21 protein-coding genes and 1 tRNA gene are annotated in these 23,812 nt (G+C 49.9%); 17 read left to right on the top strand and 5 right to left on the bottom strand.

Going from position 1 to position 23,812, the window contains the following annotated elements; all coding sequences use genetic code 11:
* Positions 1-112: 112 nt before the first annotated feature.
* The 5 genes from LHUE1_RS03640 (at position 113) to LHUE1_RS03620 (ending at position 2,862) form a co-directional block, all read left to right on the top strand.
* The gene (locus LHUE1_RS03640; RefSeq protein WP_049170985.1) at positions 113-388 is read left to right on the top strand and encodes a type II toxin-antitoxin system Phd/YefM family antitoxin; all 276 of its coding nucleotides are present in this window, start codon (positions 113-115) and stop codon (positions 386-388) included.
* 31 nt (positions 389-419) lie between these two features.
* Positions 420-638, top strand: coding sequence for a Txe/YoeB family addiction module toxin (locus tag LHUE1_RS03635; RefSeq protein ID WP_191978409.1), 219 nt, complete (start codon positions 420-422; stop codon positions 636-638).
* Positions 639-831: 193 nt separating this feature from the next.
* Positions 832-904: transfer RNA gene (locus LHUE1_RS03630), tRNA-Thr, on the top strand.
* 181 nt (positions 905-1,085) lie between these two features.
* Positions 1,086-1,733, top strand: coding sequence for a CPBP family intramembrane glutamic endopeptidase (locus LHUE1_RS03625; RefSeq protein WP_049170987.1), 648 nt, complete (start codon positions 1,086-1,088; stop codon positions 1,731-1,733).
* A gap of 157 nt (positions 1,734-1,890) precedes the next feature.
* The gene (locus LHUE1_RS03620; protein ID WP_049170989.1) at positions 1,891-2,862 is read left to right on the top strand and encodes a TDT family transporter; all 972 of its coding nucleotides are present in this window, start codon (positions 1,891-1,893) and stop codon (positions 2,860-2,862) included.
* Positions 2,863-2,886: 24 nt separating this feature from the next.
* Here LHUE1_RS03620 and LHUE1_RS03615 read toward each other — a convergent pair whose 3' ends face one another.
* A complete protein-coding gene (locus LHUE1_RS03615; RefSeq protein ID WP_049170991.1) occupies positions 2,887-3,711 on the bottom strand; it encodes a LysR family transcriptional regulator in 825 nt (274 codons plus the stop codon).
* Between the two features lie 371 nt (positions 3,712-4,082).
* Positions 4,083-6,371, bottom strand: a complete 2,289-nt coding sequence (gene helD, locus LHUE1_RS03610; RefSeq protein WP_277848265.1) for an RNA polymerase recycling motor HelD — start codon at positions 6,369-6,371, stop codon at positions 4,083-4,085.
* A 149-nt stretch (positions 6,372-6,520) separates the two neighbouring features.
* On the opposite strand from helD, the gene LHUE1_RS03605 reads away from it, so the two are divergent.
* The 7 genes from LHUE1_RS03605 to LHUE1_RS03575 all read left to right on the top strand — a co-directional run bounded on the left by LHUE1_RS03605 (position 6,521) and on the right by LHUE1_RS03575 (position 14,895).
* Positions 6,521-8,053, top strand: a complete 1,533-nt coding sequence (locus LHUE1_RS03605; RefSeq protein ID WP_049172826.1) for an ABC transporter permease/substrate-binding protein — start codon at positions 6,521-6,523, stop codon at positions 8,051-8,053.
* Entirely contained in the window at positions 8,053-9,009 is a 957-nt protein-coding gene (locus LHUE1_RS03600; RefSeq protein ID WP_049172823.1) for an ABC transporter ATP-binding protein, read from the top strand. The genes LHUE1_RS03605 and LHUE1_RS03600 overlap by 1 nt, the downstream gene beginning before the upstream one ends.
* 5 nt (positions 9,010-9,014) lie before the next feature.
* Positions 9,015-10,340 (top strand): dihydrolipoyl dehydrogenase family protein, encoded by a 1,326-nt coding sequence (locus LHUE1_RS03595; protein ID WP_049172821.1) that lies wholly within the window; start codon positions 9,015-9,017, stop codon positions 10,338-10,340.
* Positions 10,341-10,642: 302 nt separating this feature from the next.
* Positions 10,643-11,659 carry a tryptophan--tRNA ligase gene (trpS, locus tag LHUE1_RS03590; RefSeq protein WP_213291491.1) on the top strand — a complete coding sequence of 339 codons (1,017 nt, stop codon included), beginning with the start codon at positions 10,643-10,645 and terminating at the stop codon, positions 11,657-11,659.
* Between the two features lie 137 nt (positions 11,660-11,796).
* A complete protein-coding gene (locus LHUE1_RS03585; RefSeq protein WP_049172817.1) occupies positions 11,797-12,405 on the top strand; it encodes a LemA family protein in 609 nt (202 codons plus the stop codon).
* An 8-nt stretch (positions 12,406-12,413) separates the two neighbouring features.
* Complete coding sequence (locus LHUE1_RS03580; RefSeq protein ID WP_049172815.1) at positions 12,414-13,274, top strand: TPM domain-containing protein; 861 nt, start codon at positions 12,414-12,416, stop codon at positions 13,272-13,274.
* 265 nt (positions 13,275-13,539) lie between these two features.
* Positions 13,540-14,895 carry an MATE family efflux transporter gene (locus LHUE1_RS03575; RefSeq protein ID WP_277848264.1) on the top strand — a complete coding sequence of 452 codons (1,356 nt, stop codon included), beginning with the start codon at positions 13,540-13,542 and terminating at the stop codon, positions 14,893-14,895.
* Between the two features lie 90 nt (positions 14,896-14,985).
* Here LHUE1_RS03575 and LHUE1_RS03570 read toward each other — a convergent pair whose 3' ends face one another.
* Together LHUE1_RS03570 and LHUE1_RS03565 are read right to left on the bottom strand one after the other, a co-directional pair.
* Positions 14,986-15,480 carry a GNAT family N-acetyltransferase gene (locus LHUE1_RS03570; RefSeq protein ID WP_277848263.1) on the bottom strand — a complete coding sequence of 165 codons (495 nt, stop codon included), beginning with the start codon at positions 15,478-15,480 and terminating at the stop codon, positions 14,986-14,988.
* 25 nt (positions 15,481-15,505) lie between these two features.
* The gene (locus LHUE1_RS03565; protein WP_213291492.1) at positions 15,506-16,330 is read right to left on the bottom strand and encodes a class I SAM-dependent methyltransferase; all 825 of its coding nucleotides are present in this window, start codon (positions 16,328-16,330) and stop codon (positions 15,506-15,508) included.
* Between the two features lie 463 nt (positions 16,331-16,793).
* Between LHUE1_RS03565 and LHUE1_RS03560 the strand changes: the two genes are divergently transcribed.
* From LHUE1_RS03560 to LHUE1_RS03540, 5 genes are all read left to right on the top strand, one after another.
* The gene (locus tag LHUE1_RS03560; protein ID WP_049172830.1) at positions 16,794-18,323 is read left to right on the top strand and encodes a Ppx/GppA phosphatase family protein; all 1,530 of its coding nucleotides are present in this window, start codon (positions 16,794-16,796) and stop codon (positions 18,321-18,323) included.
* A complete protein-coding gene (locus LHUE1_RS03555; RefSeq protein ID WP_049172807.1) occupies positions 18,320-20,485 on the top strand; it encodes an RNA degradosome polyphosphate kinase in 2,166 nt (721 codons plus the stop codon). The genes LHUE1_RS03560 and LHUE1_RS03555 overlap by 4 nt, the downstream gene beginning before the upstream one ends.
* Positions 20,482-21,423, top strand: coding sequence for an exopolyphosphatase (gene ppx / locus LHUE1_RS03550; protein ID WP_049172805.1), 942 nt, complete (start codon positions 20,482-20,484; stop codon positions 21,421-21,423). Before LHUE1_RS03555 ends, ppx begins: the two co-directional genes overlap by 4 nt.
* Before the next feature lie 92 nt (positions 21,424-21,515).
* On the top strand, positions 21,516-22,496 hold the full coding sequence (locus LHUE1_RS03545) for a DUF1002 domain-containing protein (protein WP_049172803.1): 981 nt from the start codon (positions 21,516-21,518) through the stop codon (positions 22,494-22,496).
* 37 nt (positions 22,497-22,533) lie between these two features.
* Entirely contained in the window at positions 22,534-22,812 is a 279-nt protein-coding gene (locus LHUE1_RS03540; protein ID WP_049172801.1) for a hypothetical protein, read from the top strand.
* Positions 22,813-23,186: 374 nt separating this feature from the next.
* Here the strand turns inward: LHUE1_RS03540 and LHUE1_RS03535 are convergent, their stop codons facing one another.
* Complete coding sequence (locus tag LHUE1_RS03535) at positions 23,187-23,696, bottom strand: YbhB/YbcL family Raf kinase inhibitor-like protein (RefSeq protein WP_049172905.1); 510 nt, start codon at positions 23,694-23,696, stop codon at positions 23,187-23,189.
* Positions 23,697-23,812 lie beyond the last annotated feature (116 nt).

Here is a 23,812-nt window from a genome sequence, read left to right as displayed (position 1 = left end):
AGTTCATTTAGGGAGTTCGACCATTCACCAAATCTTGCTTTACATGCACATTTAATTGCACAATTAATTCAGCAAGTTCTGACGCAATGAATTCCAGAAAGAGGCTGATCTCATGGACGCTGTTTCCTACTCAGTTTTCCGCCGCAATCTCAAGCACTACCTTCAAGCAGTCAATGACACCTCCACGCCACTCTTGATTACTAGCCGTGATAATGAGGCTGATACTGCCGTCTTGATGAATAAACGTGATTTTGATGCCATGCAAGAAACGATGAGGATTTTGTCGAATCCTGAACTCATGGCCAAGATCCGCCGTGGTCAAGCCCAAATTGCCGCTGGTAAAACCCGGCAACACGATTTAAAGGATGTCGGTGGCGGGGATGATTAAGCGCTGGACTGACGATGCCTAGCACGACTATATCAGTTGGTTTGAGCAAGCTGATAAAGCCACGCTCAGAAAAATTAATCGGCTCATCACATCGATCGACCGGACACCGTTTGATAGCCTGGGTAAACCAGAACCATTGAAACACGGCTTGTCTGGTATGTGGTCGCGCCGAATCACGCAAGAACACCGCTTAATTTACGAAATTGAGGCAAACACGATGACAATTATTTCCTGTCGCGATCATTACTAGTAAGCAGGCGGCACTCGGATAATTTACGAGGATGAAATCGGCAAGGAATCGTTTGCAAGCTTGTTGATGATTTTTTCGAAATCAGCCCATTCTTAGTCGACAATCCTGACGACTTTTTCCAAAAAAGGCTTGCGAGTGCAGGAGATTTAGTGTACATTAATTAGGCAGTTGTTTTTAAACAACCGAAACATTTGCCGTCTTAGCTCAGTCGGTAGAGCGCATCCATGGTAAGGATGAGGTCGTCGGTTCAAGCCCGATAGACGGCTGCAAATGACGTTGCCTGACAGGTCAGTTGATCTGTTGGGCTTTTTTTCTGCATTTAAAAGGTTGGAACGCGAGCAAACCTTATAACGATCTGCGTGACCAACGAAAGCCCAAGATTTTGGTGCTCAAGAAATTATTGGTATGATGAAACAGTAACGACTCTCCCTTGAAAGGACGTTAACTTTGAAAATATTCCATTCTTTTTTACAGGTATTAGGCGTCGGCATTGGGTTTATCTTATACTCGTTTGCTGAGTTGGCACTGGTTCGCGGGGAAGCGGCTTGGGGTGCTTATGGCGCGATTGGCGCGTTTGTCATTTCGTTTGGGGTATTGATCGGGCTGTTAATGCTGGTCTATCGCCGGTGGTATCGGCAGCAAGGTCCCTTGACAGTGAAGCATCCGGCTGCTGTCATTTGGCAGGGAATCGGCTTGCTCTTCGTCATTCAACTAACGAATTCGCTACTGATGCATTTGTTACATACCCCGCAAGCAGCGAATCAGAGCAATTTGCTTCATCTGGTGAAAACTTATCCTTGGGGCATTAAATTACTGGCCGTGGTCGGAGGTCCGATTGTTGAAGAGTACCTTTTTCGCGGCTTATTGATGAACAGTTTTGGCTCATTACGACAGCGCAAGTGGCAGTGGGTCAGCATTTTAGTCAGTGCCTTTGCGTTCGGCTTTGCCCACGTTGTCGGGTCACGGATTGACTACAACCTCTTCATTTACGCAGCGCTTGGTGGTGTCTTGGCCTGGACCTATCTGCGAACCCGCGACATGCGCTATTCGATTGGCTTACACATGCTTAACAATGCCACGATCCTGTTAGTTTAAATCGTGTGCGGACTGAAAAACGTTGACGGTCGGCTTTGCGGCTGACTGTCAACGTTTTTCAGTCTTATTCAGTTTCTGAATATTAACGATGCAATAGATTCATTTAGCTACCACCAGTCATTCTTGTTAGACTCAATGGCATGCGAAGGAGGCTGACATGACAACATTTTTGAAAAAAGTACCGTTACCAATGGCTGGCTTGACGCTGGGCCTGGCATCGTTAGGGAACTTATATAAATTAGCCGGATGGCAATTGGCGGGGGATGTCACCGGGATTGTGGCGCTTTTGCTGTTTGCGGTGATTTTACTGAAGCTTTGCCTGACCCCGCTTCATGCTGCCAAAAGTTTACAGGATCCGATCATCGCCTCGGTGTCGCCGACATTTTCGATGACGCTCATGATTTTGTGCACCTACTTCACCGCTTGGGGGATGCCTATCCAAGTGGCGACTGTTGTGTGGGTGATGGCGGTGCTCATTCACTTCGGTCTGATGGCATTCTTCCTGTCTCGGCACTTGCTCACGCAGCAAAAAGCCTGGCACATGATTTACCCGAGTTGGTTCGTCACGTTTGTCGGATTAGGCGTTATTCCGGTGACCAGTGCCCAATTTGTGCCTGCTTTGGGGCAACCGCTTTTCTGGATCGCATTTGTCCTGTATGCCGCGTTGTTTCCTGTAGTCGTGCATCGCGTGCGGGTGGTACCATTACCAGAGGCTACCCAGCCACTGTTAACCATTATGGCGGCACCGGCCTCGCTGTGCTTGACCGGTTATCTCGCCAGCTTCAATCAGCCTAATTTCTGGTTTGCACTTGGCATGTTGATCTTTGCTCAGAGCTTATATTTTGGCACGCTGTTCAGCATTCGCCAGTACACGCGGTTGTCGTTTTACCCAAGCTTTGCCGCGTTTACGTTTCCGCTAGTCATTTCCGCCACGGCGTTAACGCGTTTCATCGGCATTTTCGCAAAAACCGGTGTTGCCCATAACCTGTTAAGCGTGGTGCAGTGGAGCGAATGGCTAGTTGCAACGTTGATGCTGGTATTCGTCACGGGTCATTACCTGCGCTTTTTGCACTTAAATATTCGCGCCGCCTGGCAGACTCAGCAAGCGCCGCGGGATACGACTGATTAATTAGCTGATGGCGATGGTGGTGATTTAGTCAACCTTGTTGGCTAAATGCTGGATCGTGTCCAGCATGGCTTGCTTGTGCGGCCAGTGAACATCGGGATTTTGCAACAGGTAAAAATGCCGGCGAAATTTTGCGCCGATGGTTTGCTGCGGCACTTCTTGGGGGACGATCCGATCCGACAGCAACGCCTGGCCGACCTTGTTTTGCACCAGCGCTCGGAGCATGCTGTTGTTGTTAACGGTCATGAGATGATCGGGTGTGATGCCGGCTTCTTGTAGATAGGCAGTTGTGTAATAGCGCATGCCGGAGCCTTCCTCGCGCGTGAGCCAAGTACCGGTAGGCCAGCCTGCCACCACCAATTGATCCGCACAAAGCGTGGTTCTGACCGCACCTTTTAGCGTCAACGGTTGCTCGATGAATCCCAGATCAAGCCGCCGCGCCTCCATCTGCTTCACCACTTGGAGCGAATTCAAAACGGCAACATTGAATTCCAGAAAAGGGAAGGCTGTTTTCAATCCGCGTGCCAAACTAGGGAACAAAACAACGGCAACACTTTGCGAAATGCCGATATTCAGTTCGACTGAAGCGGTTGTCGCTGTGTTTTGCATCGCTTGCTTGGCTTTATCCCAGTCAGCGAGCAAGTTGCTGCTAAATTCATAGAGAATATCGGCTGCCGCTGTCGGAATGGTGGCACTGCGTTTGTTCCGCTCAAAAAGAGAAACATTCAGCTCATGTTCCAACTGGTGAATATGATGCGAAACAGTCGGTTGGCTGGAGAACAGTTGCTCGGCGGCCAATGAAAAGCTGCGGGTTTCATAAACCGCCATGAAGGTTCGAAGCAGATTGAACAAGACGTTGCCTCCGGGACTTTTATTTAGAAAGTTGATTAAAAATTTCTATTAATAAGCTAGCATAATACTAGCTGCAAAATCAAATCGGCACTAACGATCAGGATCAGTCATCGTTAGTGCCGATTTTTGTGAGTATATTACAGAATTGATGGAACAAAATATTAGTGCCAAAGCGGAGCAATCGGAGGCGGGGGCGGGCTCAGTGGTGAGATTGTACTAGCCGGGCGATCTTCCCGGCGTAGTACAAGGCCGAGCTTAGAGACTCTGCCGGTTTTGCAGAGGCTCTAAGTCGTGCCCACCACGTTCCAGCCCAGACCCCGCCGGAGATTGCGGAGTTTGGCACGGCATGGAACTCAGTGAAGTCGAAACAACTAAACCCTTGCCTCCGAAGCATCGCCAGCGTGTCGATAGAGATCAGTCGGCAATGCCGTGATCAATGGGCTAGGCGCGTCCAGCGCGACCAGATTCAAATGGTGCAACGCACGGGAGCACAGGGTATAGAGAATATCGCGATCAGCTTCATTTTGGTAGGTTGACGCGGAGACATCCCAACCGACGACCGCATCGAATTCAAGCCCCTTGGCCAAGTATACCGGCAGAATGACACAACCGCTTTTGAGACTGTGATCGTTCGCGGACAATAACGTGACCGGGGTGTCGAGCTTGAGCGTCGCGTAAAGCTGATCCGCAGTCTGGGCGTCTTTAGTTAAAATCGCCACTGTGCCATCAGCCGTCAACAGCCGCGTGACCAACTTGGACAAGGCCGCGGTCGCATCCGCGCGCGGAACCGTTAGAACTTCCGGCTTGTCACCAGCGCGATTGAAGGCTTGGATATGGTCGTGTTCAGGCAACAAGGCTTTGGCAAAATTCGTAATCGGCTGTGTCGAACGATAGCTCTTGTTTAACGTAATGAGCCGAATCTTATAGCCAGCAAAAACATCTTTGATTTCATGAATGAAGTCACTAGGCTGATAGTTGCTGGTAAAGACGTCCTGCTTGGCATCCCCGAGCAACGTCAACTTTGCTTTAGGGAACGCGTGCTTCAGGTACAGCAATTGCGCCATACTGAAATCCTGCATTTCATCGACAAAGACGTACTGAATCAGGCTGTTTTGCCCGCTGCCCGTACTCAGATCGCGCAGATATAGCAGTGGCGCGGCATCCTCAAGACGCAAGTGATGCGATTCAATCCCATCGGAAAAGGCGGTGATCATGGTCTGCCAAACCGGTTCGCTGACTGGCGCATCGACCTGGGCCATGAAGTGTTGGTAATCCTGGAACACATCATAGAAGTGATCATTGTAAAGCGCGTCGTAAATCGGGGCAAAAGCCTTGGAGACAATGGCTTCCGACACGAATTGCTGCTCGTCTTCACCGGTCGCAAATTCATGATCGGCGGTTAAGGTTTCCAATTCACTTTGCGATAAATCCGAAACCTGCAACTGCGCCCAGTCTTGCTTGGCCTCCATATGAATGCGGGCATTCAAGCGTTTGATCAAGGCGTTTTTAGTGGCTGTAAACTTGTCAACTGGCTGCATCAACGCCGGCTGCGACTGGTAAATCTTGGCAATATTAGGAGCGGAAAAGAAGGTTTCACCGTTAAATTCAACATCAATGAAATGCGGCGTACGATCCGGATTTTTGGCAAAGTCATAAATGGCTTCCAAGTAACTCGGGGCTTCTTTGAACCGGCGAATGGTCTCGGCAGCTTGTGGCAAACCTGCCGCGTCGTGTTCATACCGTTCGAACAGGGTTTCCACGTGCAGGCCGGTAAAGCGGTTGGCCAAGAATTCAAACAACGTGGCCTGACGCATGTTCTTTTCACCAAGACTTGGCAACACTTGGGAAATGTAATTGGCAAAAAGGCGGTTGGGTGAAAAGAGTACCATCTGATCGGCATCCAAATCGCTGCGGCTGTGATACAGCAGGTAGGCAACACGCTGGAGCACGGCGCTGGTTTTACCGGAACCGGCGACCCCTTGCACCACGAGCAAATCACTGGAAGTGTCACGGATAATGTCATTTTGTTCCCGCTGAATCGTCGCGACGATGTTTTTCATGTATTCGTCGGACTGATCACCAAGCACGGACTGCAGAATTTCATCGCCAACGGTTTCGTTGGTATCAAACATGGTTTTGATATGGCCGTGTTCAATTTGGAATTGGCGCTTATTTTTCAAAACCGCGTGTTGTTCTCCGGCCGGCGTTTCATAGGTGACGTCACCCAGCGTGCCATTGTAGTAGATGGAACTAATCGGCGCGCGCCAGTCATACACCAGAAAATCGCCATTTTCATCAATGAACGTCGCCGTCCCGATATAAAGGGTATCTGGCTCACCATCTTCATCGATGTCAATACGGCCAAAATAAGGATTGTCCGCCAGTAGTGTCAGGCGATCACCTTCGTGTTTGAGGATCGTTTCGTTTTCAACGGCCCGCGCGACCATGACTTTTTGCTGCTGAACAGCGGCGTTGGTTTCCATTTGGTCATCGACTTCGGTGACGTTGACTTTCGTGTTTTCACCGTAAGCCCGTTCAATGCGGCTGGTTTCGCGGTGCGCCGCTTCGATTTGCTCATGAATAGCCGCTAACCTTGCCTTCAGCTTCTCGATAACCGCCGTGACGCGTGCTTGTTCTTCTGCTTTGGTTGCATTCTCCATAATAGCGGCGCTCCTCTCGTGTTTAAAATAGTGTCAACAATCTTAAGCCCAGCGGCCTGAAAAGTAAAGTAATGCGACATAACACTTGTTGTTGCATCGGAAATCAAGGTGGTACACTTATGAATAATTAAAGTAAATGGAGGTTTGACATGGCTGATTTATGGCGGACGGTTTCCGAGCGCCACGTTGAATTGCTCAATGCCTTAGGACAACATATTGAAATATCGCTGATTGCGCTTGTTTTGGCAGTCATCATTGCCATTCCGCTCGCTGTTTGGGTACAGACGCATCCCAAAGTAGCGGCAGTTTTACTTCAGGTAACCGGCGTTTTGCAAACAATTCCTTCATTAGCCTTGTTAGGGTTGTTGATTCCATTCGTCGGTATCGGCACGGTGCCGGCGATCATTGCGTTGGTCGTTTACGCACTGCTGCCAATTTTTCAAAATACTTATATCGGACTGCAGGATATCGATCCGTCGTATGAAGAAGCCGCCGATGCATTTGGCATGAGCCGACTGCGCAAATTGTTCAAAGTCGAATTGCCGATTGCGTTGCCGGTCATTTTATCCGGTGTGCGCACCGCGATGGTTTTGATTATCGGGACCGCCACTTTGGCAGCGTTGATTGGCGCCGGCGGACTGGGGACGTTTATCCTGCTGGGCATTGATCGCAACGATGCTTCATTGACCTTGATGGGTGCGCTGGCGGCGGCGTTGTTGGCGATTGTCTTTTCGTGGCTACTGAATTTACTGCAAAAAGTCAATTGGAAGCTGAGTGTCAGCGTGGTTGGTATTGCATTACTGGGCTTTGCTGGCACCCAGGTTTACAACTGGGCGACGGCACCTAAAGAAACCATCACGATTGCCGGCAAATTAGGCAGTGAGCCGGACATTTTAATTAGCATGTATAAGGAATTAATCCAAAAAGCCGACCCTGATGTGAAGGTGACGCTGAAACCGAATTTTGGCCAGACGAGCTTCTTGTACAATGCGCTGCAAACCGATAAGATCAACATATACCCTGAGTTTTCCGGAACCGTGCTGGAAAGCTTGACGAAGCCGACTGCCGCCCAACAGAAACAAGTGGCGGCAGGCAAAAACAACTATCCGCTGGCCCAGCAACTACTGGCGAAGCAAGGACTGCGTTATCTGAAACCCATGGCGTACAACAATACTTACGCGCTGGTTGTCAAAGCCAGTTTCGCCAAGCGCTACCAGTTGAAGACAATTAGTGATTTGGCCAAAATTGCCCCGTCGATTCGCGCTGGCTTCGACTTGGAATTCATTGATCGCCAGGATGGGTATAAAGGCATTAAGCAGAAATATGGCCTCCAGTTCAAGGTCGACTCAATGGATCCGTCGCTGCGATATCAGGCATTGGATCGGGGACAGATTAACCTGACTGACGGCTATACGACAGACGCGCAACTGCGGCAGTATCACCTTGTCGCTTTGAAGGATGACAAAGGCTTGTTCCCGATTTATCGCGGCGCGCCACTCATGCGCAACAGTTTTGCCAAGCGCCATCCGCAGTTGGTCACGGCGTTAAATAAGCTGGCGAACCACATCACCGAAAAGCAGATGCAGGATATGAACTATGCGGTCAGTGTCCGCCGCGAAAAAGCCGCAACAGTGGCGCATCGTTACCTTGTCCGGCATGGCCTGCTAAAGGAGGCGCGCTGATGGCACTGATTAGCTTGGAAAACGTGACCAAAGCCTACGATGGCAAGCCAGTGGTTGATGACTTAAGCCTGAATGTGGAGCAAGGTGAATTGTTTGTCTTGGTCGGGACCTCCGGCAGCGGCAAAACGACCACGCTGAAAATGATTAATCGCCTGGTTGAGCCAACAAGCGGCACCATTAAATTTGCCGGCAAACCGCTCACGGATTATCCGGTTCGCGATTTGCGGTGGAATCTAGGCTACGTGTTGCAACAAATTGCGTTGTTTCCGACCATGACCGTTGCGCAAAATATTGCCGTCATTCCGGAAATGAAAGGCTGGTCGCGCCAAAAGATTCGCAAGGCAACCGATGAGCTGTTGACGATGGTTGATTTACCGCCGGCCGAATACCGTGATCGCATGCCTAGTGAACTTTCAGGCGGCCAGCAGCAGCGGATCGGCATTTTACGCGCACTGGCATCACGGCCTAAAGTTGTGTTAATGGACGAGCCATTTTCCGCCCTTGATCCGATTTCGCGGACCCAATTGCAGGATATGTTGTTGCAGCTGCATCGCGCTATGAAGACGACCGTGATTTTTGTCACGCATGACATGGCGGAGGCAATGAAGTTAGGTGACCGGATCGGCGTGATGCACAGCGGGAAGCTTTTGCAGGTCGATACGCCGGAAGCGATTGCGACTCAGCCGGCGAATGATTTTGTTGCCGATCTTTTCAAGGGCGCACAGGCCAATCAAGGGTTGCAGGTGACCTTGAGTCAGCTGGCGCCGTTTGCGGTCGCCGAGTCAGCGCGGCATGCAGTGGGCGGTAACCTGACGCTGGCGGAAGCATTGCCGCTGTTAGACGCACATGAAACGTTGCAGGTGAATAGTGACCATGGCACGTTTGTGGTCAATACTCATAGTGTGGTTGCTTATCTGGCAAGTGCATTTGTTGATCAAAATACAGAAACGGAGTGATCGTGATGGCATATGATTATGACACGATTGTGATCGGTGGCGGCCCCGGTGGCTTAGCTGCTGCTTATGGTCTCGCGGCGCAACAGAAGGTATTGGTCATTGAAGGCGATCTGTGGGGCGGCACCTGTCCCAACTACGGCTGTGATCCGAAAAAGATGCTGTATCGCGGTGTTGAAGTGAAAAATGCCGCCTTGCGGATGAACGGTTTTGGGATTAGCGGAACGGCTAAAATCGATTGGCCGTCCTTGATGGCGTTTAAGCGTGGTTATACGAGTGGCATTCCGGCTGGGACTTTGAACGGCTTAACCCGCACCGGCATTAAAACATTATATGGCCGGGCACAGTTGCTCGGTGAACACGCCGTTAAAGTCGGTTCGCAAAATGTCACAGGTGAACATATTGTCATCGCGACTGGCCACACGCCGCGCTTTCCGGATATTCCCGGCGCCAATTTGTTGAAAACGAGTCGCGATTTTCTGGATTTAGATGAGCTGCCGACCAGCATCGCGTTTATCGGTGCCGGCTATGTCAGCGTCGAGCTTGCCAATATTGCGGCCGCTGGCGGTGCGGAAGTGCATATTATCGGGCACTCCGATCGCTTGTTGCGAGCCTTCCCCAAAGTTGCCACCGAAGCATTGAAGCAGTTGTTGATCAAGTCCGGCATTCATTTTCACCCTAATGTTGAACTTACGAAAATCAGTCCGCTCGGCACGATGACGCATCTGCATGCGGATGATTTTGACATGAATGTCGATATGGCGATTACGGCCATGGGGCGCATTGCCAACGTTGCTGACCTCGGTCTTGCTAATGCTGGGATTAAGGCGGACACCCGCGGGATTCCGGTGGATGATCATTTGCGCACGGTTGTTCCAAATATCTATGCGCTCGGCGATGTGAATTTGAAGCCGCAACCGAAACTGACACCAGTTGCCGGATTTGAAGGACGCTATGTGGCCAGCCAGATTCTGGGCGATCAGGAGCCGATTCATTATCCGGCGATTCCAACGATTGTCTTTGGACCGACCGAGCTTGCCAAAGTCGGCGTGGCCCTCGAAGACGCAGAAGCTGCGCCTGATCGGTATCAGGTGATTCATAACGATACCACCCAATGGTACACCTATCACCGTCTGCAAGATCCGGACGCGCAGGTGTGGACGATTGTCGACAAAACAACCGGCAAACTCGCCGGTGCGGTCGTACTGGCCAGCTTGGCAGAAGACCTGATCAATACTTTCGCCGCAGCCATTGATGCAGGTAAAAAGCCGGCTGAGCTTAATCAGATCTATGCGTATCCGAGTGCACAGAGTGATTTGCAGTATTTATTTTAAGTTAGTTGAGTTGCATGGCACCAGTTCACGCGCTTACTATTGACATTGTATTTATAGTTGGCTAACCTAAACTCATATTCACCCAAGTGATGAGTAGTCTATCCAAGCGGTCTCAAGAGAGTCGGTGGTGCTGTGAAGCCGGTGACCGGGATAGGTGAAGTTGGGTCGTTTGGGTTATGTTCGGTGGGTGCGCCTTAAGCCAAGAGTGGTTCGAAATTCGGACAAATTAGGTGGTACCGCGCGCAGGCGTCCTATGTTGCAATAACATAGGGCGTCTTTTTTAATTGAAGGAGGTAGCTGACATGGCAAAAAAAGTAATTTTAACCGGTGATCGGCCAACAGGACGGTTGCATATTGGTCATTATATTGGCTCATTAAAGAATCGGGTTGAATTGCAGAATTCAGGCGATTACGAGACTTTTGTGATGATTGCGGATACACAGGCATTGACCGACAACGCGAATGATCCGGAGAAAATCCGGCATTCGCTGCTGGAAGTCGCGTTGGATTATCTGGCTGTCGGGATTGATCCAGAAAAAACAACAATCTTGGTCCAGAGCCAGATTCCGGCACTGTTTGAGTTGACCGCTTACTATCTCGACTTGGTGACCGTCAATCGTTTGGAACGCAATCCGACCGTGAAGGTAGAAATTAAACAAAAGGCATTCGGTGATAGTGTTCCGGCCGGCTTTTTCATTTATCCGGTCAGTCAGGCAGCCGACATAACGGCGTTTAAGGCGACAACCGTTCCGGTCGGGGATGACCAGGAACCGATGCTGGAACAGACCCGCGAAATTGTGCGTACGTTTAACCGTACTTATCACAAAGAGGTGTTAGTCGAACCAGAAGGCTATTTTCCGCCAAAAGGTTTAGGGCGCCTTCCCGGCATTGACGGTAACGCAAAAATGAGTAAGAGCCTCAATAATGGTATTTATTTGGCGGATGATGTCGATACCGTTAAGAAAAAGATTATGTCGATGTATACCGACCCCAACCACATTCATGTGGAAGATCCGGGTAAGGTTGAAGGCAATGTCGTGTTTACTTATCTGGATATTTTTGACCCGGATAAAGCACAGGTGGCTAAGCTGAAGGAGCAGTATCAGCATGGCGGCTTAGGGGATGTCAAAATCAAGCGGTACCTGATTGATGTCATGGAAGCCGTGCTTGAACCGATTCGTACGCGGCGGGCCCATTATGCGGAAGATATGGGTGCGGTTGCGGAAATGCTCAAACAGGGCTCAGCCAAGGCCAATGTGGTCGCCAATCAAACGCTGCAGGAAGTTCGCGATGCCATCGGTTTCAACTACTTTAAATAACCAGATCCGTCTTTAGCCGGATGTCGATTCGTACCGGCATGGTAAAATAAAAAGGAAGTGAAAACTTGATTACGGACGCGAATTGGCCTAGCAACGATTTTTTGCTGCCGAGGTACGTCCCAGAGGAGAATTGAATGATGAAAACGAAACGACTAAGTCCAGTTGCAGTGACAAGTATCGTGCTTGGCGTGATTGTGGCCATTTGCCTGATCTTTGGCATTGGCACGTATAACTCATTAGCGAAGCAGAATCAGGCAGTTGAAGCGCAATGGAGCCAAGTTGAAAACGTCATGCAGCGGCGTGCCGATTTGGTGCCTAACCTGGTCAATGCCGTTAAAGGCCAGATGGGTCAGGAACAAAAGGTTTTTGGTGAGATTGCCGAAGCCCGCAAGTCCTATGCGAACGCGAACACAACGACTGGCAAGGCCAAGGCCGACGATCAGTTGAATAAGAGCGTGGGTACCTTGATTAACGTCATCAAGGAAAACTATCCGAGTTTGCAAAGCAGTAATCAGGTAAACACGTTGATGACGCAACTTGAAGGCAGTGAAAATCGGATTTCGGTTGAACGCAAACGCTATATTGACCAAGTACGTGATTACAATCAAAGTGTTGTGACGTTCCCGAAGAACATTTTTGCCAGCATGATGGGCTTAGGCAAGAAGGATACCTTCAAAGCCACCCCGTCAGCCCAGACGGTACCAAGCGTTGATTTTTCAAGTAATAGCTCCAGTTCCGGGAAGTAGGTGGCGCCATGCGCAGGCATTTAGCGTGGTTATTCGCCGCGCTGACGGGCTTGCTGCTGTTTGCCGGTGCAGCCCATCCGGTGGCAGCGGCCGAGGATCTGCCGGCACGACCGACTGACCATTACTACCTGGATCAGGATCAATACCTTGACAATAATACCAAGCAATTAGTCGACCAAAAGAATCGCTACTATCAAGGAACCAAGCAGCAGCCGCAAATTGCGGTCGCAGCCTTGAAGTCCACGCACGGCGATCCGTTGTCAGACTACGCTCCTGATTTATTCCAAAAGTGGGGCATTGGTAAAAAGGGTACCGATAATGGTGTCCTGATTCTGTATGCCGACAATAATGGCAAACAAAATCTGCGGATCGAAGTGGGCTATGGCCTTGAAGGCGATTTGCCGGATGCCTTGGCCGGACAGATTCTAGACAGCAATCTGAAATCGATTAAGTCACACAACAAGGCGGATTTAAACCGAGCGTTGCGTAAGGTGTTTAATGCCGTTGCGACCGTGATTGATAAGAAATACAAGTTTCCTAAAGACCAGAACACGGTGCCTGATGAAACCATGAATCAGTATCGCAGCACAGGCCACAGTCAAGGCGGCAGTTTATTAGGGAAAATCATTTTAATTTTCCTGGCGGTTGTCGTTGTTGCAGTCATCTTCGGCGGCCGTGGCGGTGGTGGCCGCGGAGGTCGCCGCCGCGATGGCGACAGCGGTTTCTGGCTATGGCTGATCATTGACGCCTTGCTCTCCGCAGGCCGAAGAGGCGGCGGAGGCGGTTTCGGTGGTGGCTTTGGCGGCGGATCCGGCGGTGGCTCAAGCTGGGGCGGCGGCAGCTCCGGTGGCGGTGGCGCCGACGTTTGATTGCAAATATGTTTCATTTACCAGACAGTTATTCAGCTGCCTGGTTTTTTGTGCTATGGTGGTGAAATTGTTAAGCGCGAACCGGCGCGGTTAGAAGCCGGAGCATAAGTGGCCTCGAGCCTAAATGGCTGGTCTTTGGCCATTTAGGCTCGAGGTCCTTATGTGCAGGCTTCTGCGCCGGTGAGCGCGTTATGGGAGTAAGAAAGAAGCTTTGCCTTCCCCCACCCGCAGTCAGACAAACATTACAAATTTTGGAGGATAACCTATGCGCAATTTAACAATTGGCAAACCATTAAAACTCATCGTGTTGTTTACGATCCCACTGTTAATCGGGAATCTTTTTCAACAACTTTACAGTTTTATGGATGCGCTGATTGTTGGCCGGACGATTGGCAAAGATGCTTTGGCAGCTGTCGGTGCAACATCTAGTATTGTTTTTTTAATTATCGGCTTTGCCCAAGGCACAACGGCAGGATTGTCGATCTTAACGGCGCAAGCTTATGGTGCTCACGATTATCGGCGGGTGCGCCGGAGTTTTGGGACGAGTGTCTGGATTGCGCTTGGCATTTCCCTGATTCTGACGGTCGGCGCGGTCACTATGACCCGGCCGTTACTTGCGGTGATGCAGACGCCGCCGGACATCATGGACGATTCGATTGCCTTCGTACGGGTCATTTACTTTGGCATCATTGCGTCAATGGTGTTTAATTTGCTGAGCAATATGTTACGGGCATTAGGTGATTCGCGCACACCGCTGATCTTCCTGATTATCGCGACCATCATCAATATTGCGTTGGACTTCTGGTTCATCCTTGGTTTTCATTCCGGGGTTGCCGGTGCCGGTTACGCAACTGTCAGTGCGCAAGTGATCGCGGCATTGCTGTGCTGGGTATATATCCGCATGCGAATTCCGCTATTGGTGATCCGGCGCCGGGACTTGCGAATCGATTGGCAGGATATTTTACGCCATCTAAAAGTGGGCCTGCCGATGGGCTTTCAAATGTCCATCATTGCTATCGGGGCGGTGTTCTTACAGGTCATGCTCAACACACTTGGCACCAACGCGGTCGCAGCGTACACGGCGGCTGGACGGATTGACCAGCTGGCAACGTTGCCTTCCGCTTCTTTCGGAGTGGCCATGGCCACGTTTGCAGCCCAGAACCTGGGTGCAAAAGCCTATGGCCGCATCCGCCGCGGCGTTTACCAAACGCTTATTGTCAACGTCGGTTTATCACTGGGTCTAGGTGCCTTGATTATTTTATTCAGTAAGCCGCTCGTCAACTTGTTCCTTGGCCCGAATCAGCCAGCGGTCACTGCTTTGGCCCAAACGTATTTCCATTACAATGCCAGCATGTATTGGTTGTTGGCGATTCTGTTCACGATTCGCAATTTGCTGCAAGGATTAGGCCAGACACTGGTACCGACTGTTGCCGGATTCTTTGAACTCGGCATGCGGGCATTTGCGGCAATTTTCCTGGTCGTCCCATTCGGTTTTGCCGGCGCGTCCGCCGCCAATCCCTTGGCATGGTTCGGCAGCGTGTTAGTGCTGGTCAGCTCTTACGTCCGCACCATGCGGCGTATTAGGCAACAGGAAGACACCCTTGCTGGTGAGCAAGAGTGAGTTGCCGTTATTCAAGGCTACAAAAAAACAGACAAATGAGTTTCGCAAATACTGCGGCTGAAACTCATTTGTCTGTTTCTATTTACGGGCCTATATCCCAAAATGCTTACCATAAACCTCTAGATCCGCGTGGCCTTCTGGCAAGGTTGCGATTGCCGGTAAGTGACCCCAGAGTTCGTAGCCAAATTTTTGAAATAAGTGGCGGCTTGCTTGGTTGTGGCCGAAGATGCGGGCAATAACGGTGGTCAGGCCGTGGGCAGGGGCTTCGTGATCAACGAAAGTCAGTGCGGCGGTGCCGACGTGATGGCCGCGGGCGGCTTGATCAAGGTACAAGCTGATTTCAGCCGTCTGGTCATACGCCGCGCGGTCGCTGTAAGCCGAGAGCGTCAGCCAGCCGACTGTCTCGTGGTGGTTTTGGATCACCCACGCCGGAAAATGGGTATTGTGCGCGGCGAACCACGCCGACTTTTGCGCCACGGTTTGCGGTTGTAAATCCGCGGTTGCGCGATGCGTCGGAATGGTTTCGTTGTAAATCGCGACTATTTTTGGCAAGTCCGCGGTAGTTGCCGGTTTAAATTCGATCATCGTTCATCATCGACTTTCTTGGCAATTAAAATGTGATGCGGCCGGTAAAAGTTGGCAGGGTAGCGGTCCCGTTGTGGTGCATCGCTTCCAGTTGCGGCTTCACGCGATCGCGCAAATTGGTGCTTAACTTCAGCTCTGTCAACAAGGCACTGGTGGTCGCAATTTCCCAGCGGGCGTCATCCAAATCCGGATTCTCGATGAGTTGCCCGGGAGTGTAGGTCCACGTGTGGTCATGAGCTATTTGAGTCAAGGTATCCGGTGTAATCAACGTGCGGATATTGGCGACATCACTGGGAGCAATCGCATAAAGCAGTCCTTGAACCATTGCCGCCTGCAAGTGACCGATTTGATTAAGCGCCGTGGGCTGAAGCGACCATTCGGCAACATCCACAAAATCACCAATTGTGCGCACATTATTTAGGAGCAACGCCAAAGCATTGGCCGACTCAAAGTACCAAAGACTGTGGGCCATAACGATTCGATCAAAATGCTGATCCGCTAACGTGCCGAGGCCGTTGGTGAGATTCGTATTGAAATGCACTGTTAACCGACTGGCGAGCGGGCCGTTCAACAAGTGATCCCAAGCCTGTCCCAATGTCAATGGTGCCCCATAATCGCGCGAGGCAATATCGATACCGGTAACGTGGCCGCTGGGACCGACGCGATCAGCCAAAACCGCACTCAAGTCGCCTTGGCCGCAACCGATTTCCAGAATATTTTCACCGGCTTTAACTTGCCATGCGTCGGCAATGGCAATGCGATGAGCAGTTTGGCGACGTTGAACGGCATAACTATCAGCGGTAGGTCCAAGCGCCATAAGTTTGGTGATGTCATCAAGGTGATTCTTCATGAGAGACTCCCTTTATGTAAAGTTAAATGTAGACGATGCAGTCAGTCTCTTTTTATAAGGAAAAAGTACAGCTGATATCGCTTTTTCCAGAGTGACGAAGGTTGATCAGCGTCAAAAGTGAGACTTCCTTCAGCGTCGTTTCATGATGGTCTAAGATTATCACAAAAATATTGGCGATTGCGCAAAAAGATGGCGACAATCGCATATTTTTATATAAACCGTGGTCATACTGGGTCACATTGGCCTAGCCTCCATATGGTAGCGAAATAATTGGAAGAAGTTGTGAATCTACGCCAAATTCGGCGAAGTATCGGCTAAATATTTGGTAAACTTGAATTGGAGTGGCTAAGCAGATAAATAAGGCTTGGCTAAAAACTCATGCAACCAAAATATGCCGTGCTATGATGGCATTAGGATGAACGGTTCGGTTTTGGTGAATTTAAAAAGAATGGACGGAACGGACATGGCAAATAATATACAGGGATTCGCGATGATCGGTGCACAATCCATCGTTTTTAGCATCACGAATTTAAGGACACTTAAAACAATTGAACGCGGTAAATATCCAGTTGCCATCGGGGATGATTTTTATGCCGAACACGAAATCCTCCCTGAAACCGTTGATACCATTGTGCAGGCGTTTGATGCCATTAATCAGATTTTTAAGGACTATGGCGTGACGACGGTTAACGTTTACGCCAGTACTAGCTGGGCTGAGGCGGACAATGCCGAGTTTGTTCGGGACCAACTTTATACCCGCACCGGTTGGCTGATCCGGACAACTTCATTGTCGGAAGAGGCCTTTTTCCGTACGCAGGCCATTATGGTTAAATTTCCACAGTTTGCCTCGATCACCCAAAAAGGAACGGTGTTGATTGATATCAGTTCCGGCTCGGTGGAGCTGACGACCTTTTGCCAGGGGACGTTTGGCTTTTCCCGTAACTTGTCTCTAGGGCCGTTGCGGGTGTATGAGATTATGAGCGATCTTCAACGCTCGGTGACGAATTATGTCGAAGTGATGCGTGATTATATCGACAGCCGCTTACTGGACTTCATGCGCTTGCTGCCGCAAGGGGTTGAGTATACCAACATGATTTTGATGGGCAGCAGTTTGTCGATTTTTCAAAATCTGATCCCGGAAGGCAAACGGCAGGTCGAAACCGATCGGCCGGGCTTTGACATGCTTTACGATGAAGTGACGAAAGCGTCCGACCAGTACCTTGCCGATACTTATGATCTGACCTCAAGTCAAACATCGCTGGTGTTGCCAACGGTTTTGCTTGTATATCGTCTGATCGAAACACTGAATAGCCAATCAATCTGGATTTCGGATCTCAAAGCGATTGATGGCCTCGAAGTCCACGCGGCGCACGCTGGCGGTTTTAAAAAACTCGGCTTCGATCCTGATGAAGAAATTGTCATCAGCGCTAATAATTTAGCCAAACGTTATCAGGTCGACGACAAACACATGGAGGCAACGCGCACGTTTGCTTTGCAACTTTTTGATCGGCTCAAGAAACTGCATGGGATGGGCAAACGTGAACGCCTGTTGCTGGAAGTGGCGGCGACTGTCAGCGATATTGGCAGCTACATTGAAACCCACAAACATTATGCCCACTCGAATTACATTATTATGGCTTCAGAAATTATGGGTTTAAACGAGTTAGAAGTGACGATGGTCGCAACGATTACCCGCTTCCACAGCTCGGTGACGCCACAGTCAGACTTGAAGAATTTTCCGATGATGTCAACCGAAAACCGCTTAGTTGTCGCCAAGCTATCCGCCATTTTGCGCGTGGCCGACAGCCTCGATGCCTCCCGCCAGCAGAAAATTCAACAACTGCGCGTCTCAGTGAAGCCAAACAAAGTCTTGTTGTCGGCTAAAGTAAATGATGACATTGAGCTGGAACGCTGGACGTTGGCACGAAAAGGCAAATTTTTCTCGGAAGTTTTCGGAGTAGGGCTTGAGTTGAAAGGACGAAACACACTATGAAGAAGCTTGATTTTTCCAAACCACGCTATTTTAATAACCGCGAGCTAAGTTGGCTTGCGTTTAATGATCGGGTGTTAGAAGAAGCGCGAGATAAAAATAATCCATTGTTGGAACGCGTCCGTTTTCTGGGCATCACCCAAAGTAATCTGGACGAGTTCTTCAACATTCGGGTTGCTTCATTAAAGAAAATGGTGACGGTCAATTATGACAAACCGGATGCAGCCGGCATGAAGCCGCAGGAACAACTCGATGCGATTTCCAAGACGGCGCATGCGATGGTTGAAAAGCAATACAACACGCTGGTGCGGTCTTTGACGCCAAAATTGGCGGCGGTCGATATTCAGTTACTTCATCCTAGCGATTTGAACCAGAAGCAGCGAGATTTTGTGTCAGACTATTTTCATTATGAACTTTATCCGGTTCTGACGCCGATGGGAGTCGATCCGACTCGGCCGTTCCCATTCCTGGGTAACAACAGCCTGAATTTGGCGATTCGGCTGGTTCGGCCAGAAGATAGCGAAGATGATAAGTCGCGTTCATTTGCCATGGTTCAGGTGCCGGATGTGTTCCCGCGCGTTTTGCGGCTGCCCGGCGGTGACAACGTGTTTATTTTACTTGAAGAAGTCATCCGGATGTTCGTCGGTGAGTTGTTCGTCGGCGCCGATATCAAGGAAACGGCGACATTCCGCGTGACCCGCGATATGGATATGGACGTGGCTGAAGAAGATGCTTCCGACTTGATGAAAGAGATTCAGTCACAACTTAAAAAGCGTCAGCGCGGCAAGGTGATGCGCCTGGAAATTGAGGCAGGCATGGGCAAACACCTGCGGAAGCGGCTGACCAAGGCGATGAATGTCAAAGACGAAGACATTTACGAAATTCATGGGCCGATCGATCTGAATTTTCTCAGCAAGCTTGTGAAGCAGGTTCACGGCCATAAAGAGCTTTTGTTTAAACCATTCACGCCTTATATGGATCCGGCGTTTGAGCGCGAATCGATCTTTGACGTCATCAAGGAACGCGATGTGTTCATGCAGCATCCTTATGACAGCTTCCAGCCAGTCATTGATTTTATCCGTGAAGCTGCCCAGGATCCGCAAGTCTTAGCGGTGAAAATGACCCTGTATCGCGTGTCGAGCAAATCGCCGATTATCCGTTACCTGAAGCAGGCTGCTGAAAATGGTAAGCAGGTCACTGTCTTAGTCGAATTGAAAGCTCGATTCGACGAAGAAAACAACGTGCATTGGGCGCAAGAACTTGAGCATGCCGGCTGCCACGTCATTTATGGCTTGGTTGGCCTCAAAACCCATTGTAAGTTGGCGCTTGTTGTTCGGCGTGAAGAAGAAGGCATCAAACGTTACATGCACATGGCGACCGGGAATTACAACGACGTCACCGCCCGACTTTACACCGATATGGGATTGTTCACCTGCAACAACGAAATCGGTGAAGATGCATCGAATATTTTCAACATGCTGTCCGGCTTTTCGGAACCACCGTATTTCCACAAGCTGGTCATCGCACCACTTGGCATTCGCGACTATCTGATGGATCGAATTGACGAGGAAATCGCTGCTGCTAAAGCCGGTCGTAAAGCCTTGATCCAGATGAAGATGAATTCGCTGTCCGACACTGCCATGATCGAGAAGCTTTATGAAGCCTCGCATGCCGGGGTCGAAATCCATCTGCTGGTTCGCGGCATTTGCAACTTGAAAGTCGGGATTCCCGGCGTTTCGGATAACATCACCGTTCATTCGATTGTCGGTCAGTTGCTGGAACACAGCCGAATTTATTACTTTTACGCGGATGGTCAGGAAAACGTCTATCTTTCTTCAGCTGATTTGATGAATCGCAATTTAAGTCGACGTGTGGAGCTGCTTTTCCCGATTCTACAAGACGATATTCGCGAGCGCATCATCAAGATCTTCGGGATTATGTGGGACGATAATGTTAAAACCCGCGTTCTCCAGCCGGATAGCACTTGGACCCGCGTGCAATTGCGCGGCGTGACCAAGCTTAATGCACAGGCTTATTTCATTAAACACGCAGTCGCCATGGGTGAAGCGTTGCGCCGTGAAGAAATCGATCAGGCACCTGAAGATTTGCACGCGACGCACGCGTTTATTCCCATGACGGCACCAAAGGAGGATGATGATGCATGACGCATCACTTCGCAGTAATTGACCTTGGTAGTAACTCTGCCCGCATGACGATCTGGTCGATTGATCAGGAAGTCGTGAAGCCGGTCAAGCGACTCAAGGAAATGGTGCGCTTGTCTGAAGATATGGGGACGTCGCGAACCCTTCAGCCGGCAGCCATGGACCGAACATTGAAGGCATTACAAGGGTTCAAAGCCGAACTGGATAAGTATGAAGATATTTCCTTAAAAGCCGTTGCCACGGCAGCGGTTCGCCAAGCCAAGAACCAAAAGGCCTTTCTTAAGCGGGTCAAAAACGAGGCCGGCTTGACGATTAGCGTGATTCCCGGCACGCGTGAAGCCGAGTATGACTTTTTAGGGGTGGTCAATACGCTGCCGATTCAAAACGCCTTAATCATGGATACTGGCGGCGCATCGACTGAACTGGTTTTGGTGCAGAATCGTAAGCTTCAGCATCTGGTATCGATTCCATTCGGGTCGGTCAATTTGTCCGAACGCTTTTTGAGCCCGGATGTTATTTCGGCAGCGGAGTATTTTTCCTTGAGTACGTTCATTCACCAAACTTTCAATAGCGTTTGGTGGCTGCGGCGAGCCCAGAATCTGCCAATTGTGGCGCTGGGTGGGAGTAACCGGACATTAGCCAAAATCGAGCGCCGCAAAGAAAAACTTGCGGATTTCGAAGCGATTCATGGTTATCGGATGCCAACCCAGCAAGCGAACAATATTTTTAAAGAGATTCTGAGTTCTGATCTGGCGACCCGGGAAGCCATTCCCGGATTAGCGAAGTATCGGGCGGACATTATTGTGGGCGGCTTGGTGCCGGTGATTTCCATGATCCGGTATCTTGATTCCGATCGGCTGACCTTTTCCCAGTTTGGCTTACGTGAAGGCGCGCTTTATGATCACCTCAACAGCCGGGCCGTGGCGCAGCGGGAGCATTAGTTAATCATTGCTTAAAAAGCATGCTGATTTGCTGACGGAATGCGTCCAAACAGCGATAATGAAAGTACCAATCTAAAGGATGGTTTTGAGCTATGAAAAAATTGATCAAATGGCTGGGGTTGGCTGCAGCCGGTCTGGCATTATTAACAACAGCGCCACGCGTGGTGCGGGCGGATACCTGGTCGCAACCGGTTGCCACGCTTGGCGCCTCGTTGACGGGCGATCAAAAAAGCGGCACGCTCAGCACGCTGCAAAATGCCGCGGGTGTTTCCAACGCCAGTCAACTGACGGTCAATGGCGCAACCTTAGTGAAATATCTCAATCCTTCGGGTAGCTCGTTCACCGAGAACTCTGGTGTCTGGTCCAGTGCATTGGTGCAGAAAACCAATAATGGCGGGATTAATGTCACCATTGTGCCGTATAACGGTACGAATAACATTACGACCATTACGGCTGATCAATATCGCAATGCCGCGTTAACGGCGGGCGTCAGCAACGCCAATTTGTACATCACCAGTGCCGTCAAAATCGACGGTTCCGGTGCGTTAGCCGGGGTCTACGCAGCGTTTGCCCAAAACGGTGACAACCTCAACAATCAGCAAATCAACGCTGCCCAGCAGGAAGTTAACACGCTTAGTTCGATTACCCAAGCCAACAAAGACAAAGACGGCTATTCGGACAAGCAGCTCAATAATGCCGTTGCCGGTGCCAAGCAGGAAATGGCGACCCAAAGTAACAATGGCCAGCAAACTTTGTCCCAGAACCAAATCGGCAATATTGTGGACAGCCAGCTTAAGCAGAATAATTTAACGACCATCATCAACAATAACCAACGTCAATTGATTATTAACTTGCTGGTGAATGTGCAAAAAGCCGGTTCCTTAAAGAATACCGATTTCAAGGCACAGGCAAGCAAATTAGCCAATTCAATTCAAAATTCGGCAAAAGGGCTGTTTGATAAGCTCAATAAAAGCCTAAACACTGAAGAAAACCGGAATTTCCTGCAGAAAATCTGGGATGGCATCGTTAGTTTCTTTAACGGTATTGCCCAGTGGATTCGGAGTCAGTTTTAATAACCGCAACTTGGTAAGTTAGAAACGAGGTGGCCTCATGTTGCCTAATATCTTGGTCAGTGATCAAACTGGCCAAAGCAGTCACACGTTGACAGGCGCCATCACAATTGGTGCCATTGTCGCGGTGATCATTATCTTGTTCTTAGTAATTAAACTGTTAGGTGCGATTTTGCGCCATCCATTTATCAGCTTGGCACTCTTTGCACTCGGCGGCTTTGCCATTTTCAAATTTGCGTTAGTCGGCATCATCGGCATCGGTGTGCTGGCTGCAGTCGGCGCCGGTGCGTTGTGGATGAATACTGGTGACGGTGGGTGAAATAAAAGAGGACAAAGGAAGCTTAGGCTATAAGTTCCATGTCGTGCCAAACTCCGCAATCTCCGGCCATCTGAGCCTGGAACGTGGTGGGCACGACTTAGAGCCTCTGCAAAAGCGGCAGAGTCTCTAAGCTCGGCCTTGTTGTAGGCGGGGCAAAAGGCGCCCCACCAACAACAATGTCACCACTGAGGCTCATCTGGCCTACGATTGCTCCGCATTGGCACTATAATCTTAAACACCGTAACTAATTATCCTTGGTGAAAAAACGGGCATACTTTCTGCACTCGATTTGCAGTGCAGAAAGTATGCCTGTTTTTATATTGTATTTGTGAATGGTGTCTTAGCATCTGAGCACGGTTGCCACAGGCAGTCGCTTAAACCCGCGATGGCAAATCAATTTCGGCTTTGGCCAAAACATGACCTTTCATCGCATGGCGGGCTTCATTCAACCAGAAGCCGGGTTGCAGTGGTAACTTGGTGTCTAAAGCAAAAATCATCAACGTATAATCATGATTCTTGTCTGGCGGCTGTGGCCCTACATAGCCCTGCTGGGTAAATGGATCAGTGTTACCAACCAAGTGCCCTGCGGATGCATTTTTGCCTTCAACCATTGGAATCTGATCGCTGTGACTCGCGCCAACTGGGATCGACGTGACATTGGCAGGAATGTTTGCCGCATTCCAGTGAATCCATGGCAGTCCGCCGACCGGAACCGCGTCATAGTCGAGGAGCCAAAGTGCGAAACTGACAGTGCCTTCCGGAGCATCTTCAATGGTAAATGGAAAACTCGTGATCGGATAGCCATCTTTGACATCGGCGCCAGTGGCATACTTGCCATAACGATCAGCCAGCATCCCATTGACAAGCGGAACGGATAGTTTCATTTGAATTTCCTCCCTTTTATCGCTACCTTTATGATAGTAGATTGAAATTACGAAAGCCAATTTCGGATTAAAAATATTTTTATTGCCACAAGCAGATCAAGCAGATCGAATTGAGC

This window comes from Lacticaseibacillus huelsenbergensis (assembly GCF_029726355.1).
Taxonomy (GTDB): Bacteria; Bacillota; Bacilli; order Lactobacillales; family Lactobacillaceae; genus Lacticaseibacillus; species Lacticaseibacillus casei.
The sequence above is the reverse complement of the archived record's forward strand: the minus strand, read 5'-3'. Positions and strand labels throughout refer to the sequence as shown.

Excerpts from the sequence above, each read along its gene's own strand:
- LHUE1_RS03565 (WP_213291492.1), bottom strand. The coding sequence starts at position 16,330 with ATGAAGAATCACCTTGATGACATCACCAAACTTATGGCGCTTGGACCT.
- LHUE1_RS03620 (WP_049170989.1), top strand. The coding sequence starts at position 1,891 with ATGACAACATTTTTGAAAAAAGTACCGTTACCAATGGCTGGCTTGACG.
- LHUE1_RS03600 (WP_049172823.1), top strand. The coding sequence starts at position 8,053 with ATGGCACTGATTAGCTTGGAAAACGTGACCAAAGCCTACGATGGCAAG.
- LHUE1_RS03605 (WP_049172826.1), top strand. The coding sequence starts at position 6,521 with ATGGCTGATTTATGGCGGACGGTTTCCGAGCGCCACGTTGAATTGCTC.
- LHUE1_RS03560 (WP_049172830.1), top strand. The coding sequence starts at position 16,794 with ATGGCAAATAATATACAGGGATTCGCGATGATCGGTGCACAATCCATC.
- LHUE1_RS03595 (WP_049172821.1), top strand. The coding sequence starts at position 9,015 with ATGGCATATGATTATGACACGATTGTGATCGGTGGCGGCCCCGGTGGC.
- LHUE1_RS03585 (WP_049172817.1), top strand. The coding sequence starts at position 11,797 with ATGAAAACGAAACGACTAAGTCCAGTTGCAGTGACAAGTATCGTGCTT.
- LHUE1_RS03540 (WP_049172801.1), top strand. The coding sequence starts at position 22,534 with ATGTTGCCTAATATCTTGGTCAGTGATCAAACTGGCCAAAGCAGTCAC.
- LHUE1_RS03575 (WP_277848264.1), top strand. The coding sequence starts at position 13,540 with ATGCGCAATTTAACAATTGGCAAACCATTAAAACTCATCGTGTTGTTT.
- ppx (WP_049172805.1), top strand. The coding sequence starts at position 20,482 with ATGACGCATCACTTCGCAGTAATTGACCTTGGTAGTAACTCTGCCCGC.
- LHUE1_RS03535 (WP_049172905.1), bottom strand. The coding sequence starts at position 23,696 with ATGAAACTATCCGTTCCGCTTGTCAATGGGATGCTGGCTGATCGTTAT.
- LHUE1_RS03555 (WP_049172807.1), top strand. The coding sequence starts at position 18,320 with ATGAAGAAGCTTGATTTTTCCAAACCACGCTATTTTAATAACCGCGAG.
- LHUE1_RS03570 (WP_277848263.1), bottom strand. The coding sequence starts at position 15,480 with ATGATCGAATTTAAACCGGCAACTACCGCGGACTTGCCAAAAATAGTC.
- LHUE1_RS03640 (WP_049170985.1), top strand. The coding sequence starts at position 113 with ATGGACGCTGTTTCCTACTCAGTTTTCCGCCGCAATCTCAAGCACTAC.
- LHUE1_RS03545 (WP_049172803.1), top strand. The coding sequence starts at position 21,516 with ATGAAAAAATTGATCAAATGGCTGGGGTTGGCTGCAGCCGGTCTGGCA.
- helD (WP_277848265.1), bottom strand. The coding sequence starts at position 6,371 with ATGGAGAATGCAACCAAAGCAGAAGAACAAGCACGCGTCACGGCGGTT.
- trpS (WP_213291491.1), top strand. The coding sequence starts at position 10,643 with ATGGCAAAAAAAGTAATTTTAACCGGTGATCGGCCAACAGGACGGTTG.
- LHUE1_RS03580 (WP_049172815.1), top strand. The coding sequence starts at position 12,414 with ATGCGCAGGCATTTAGCGTGGTTATTCGCCGCGCTGACGGGCTTGCTG.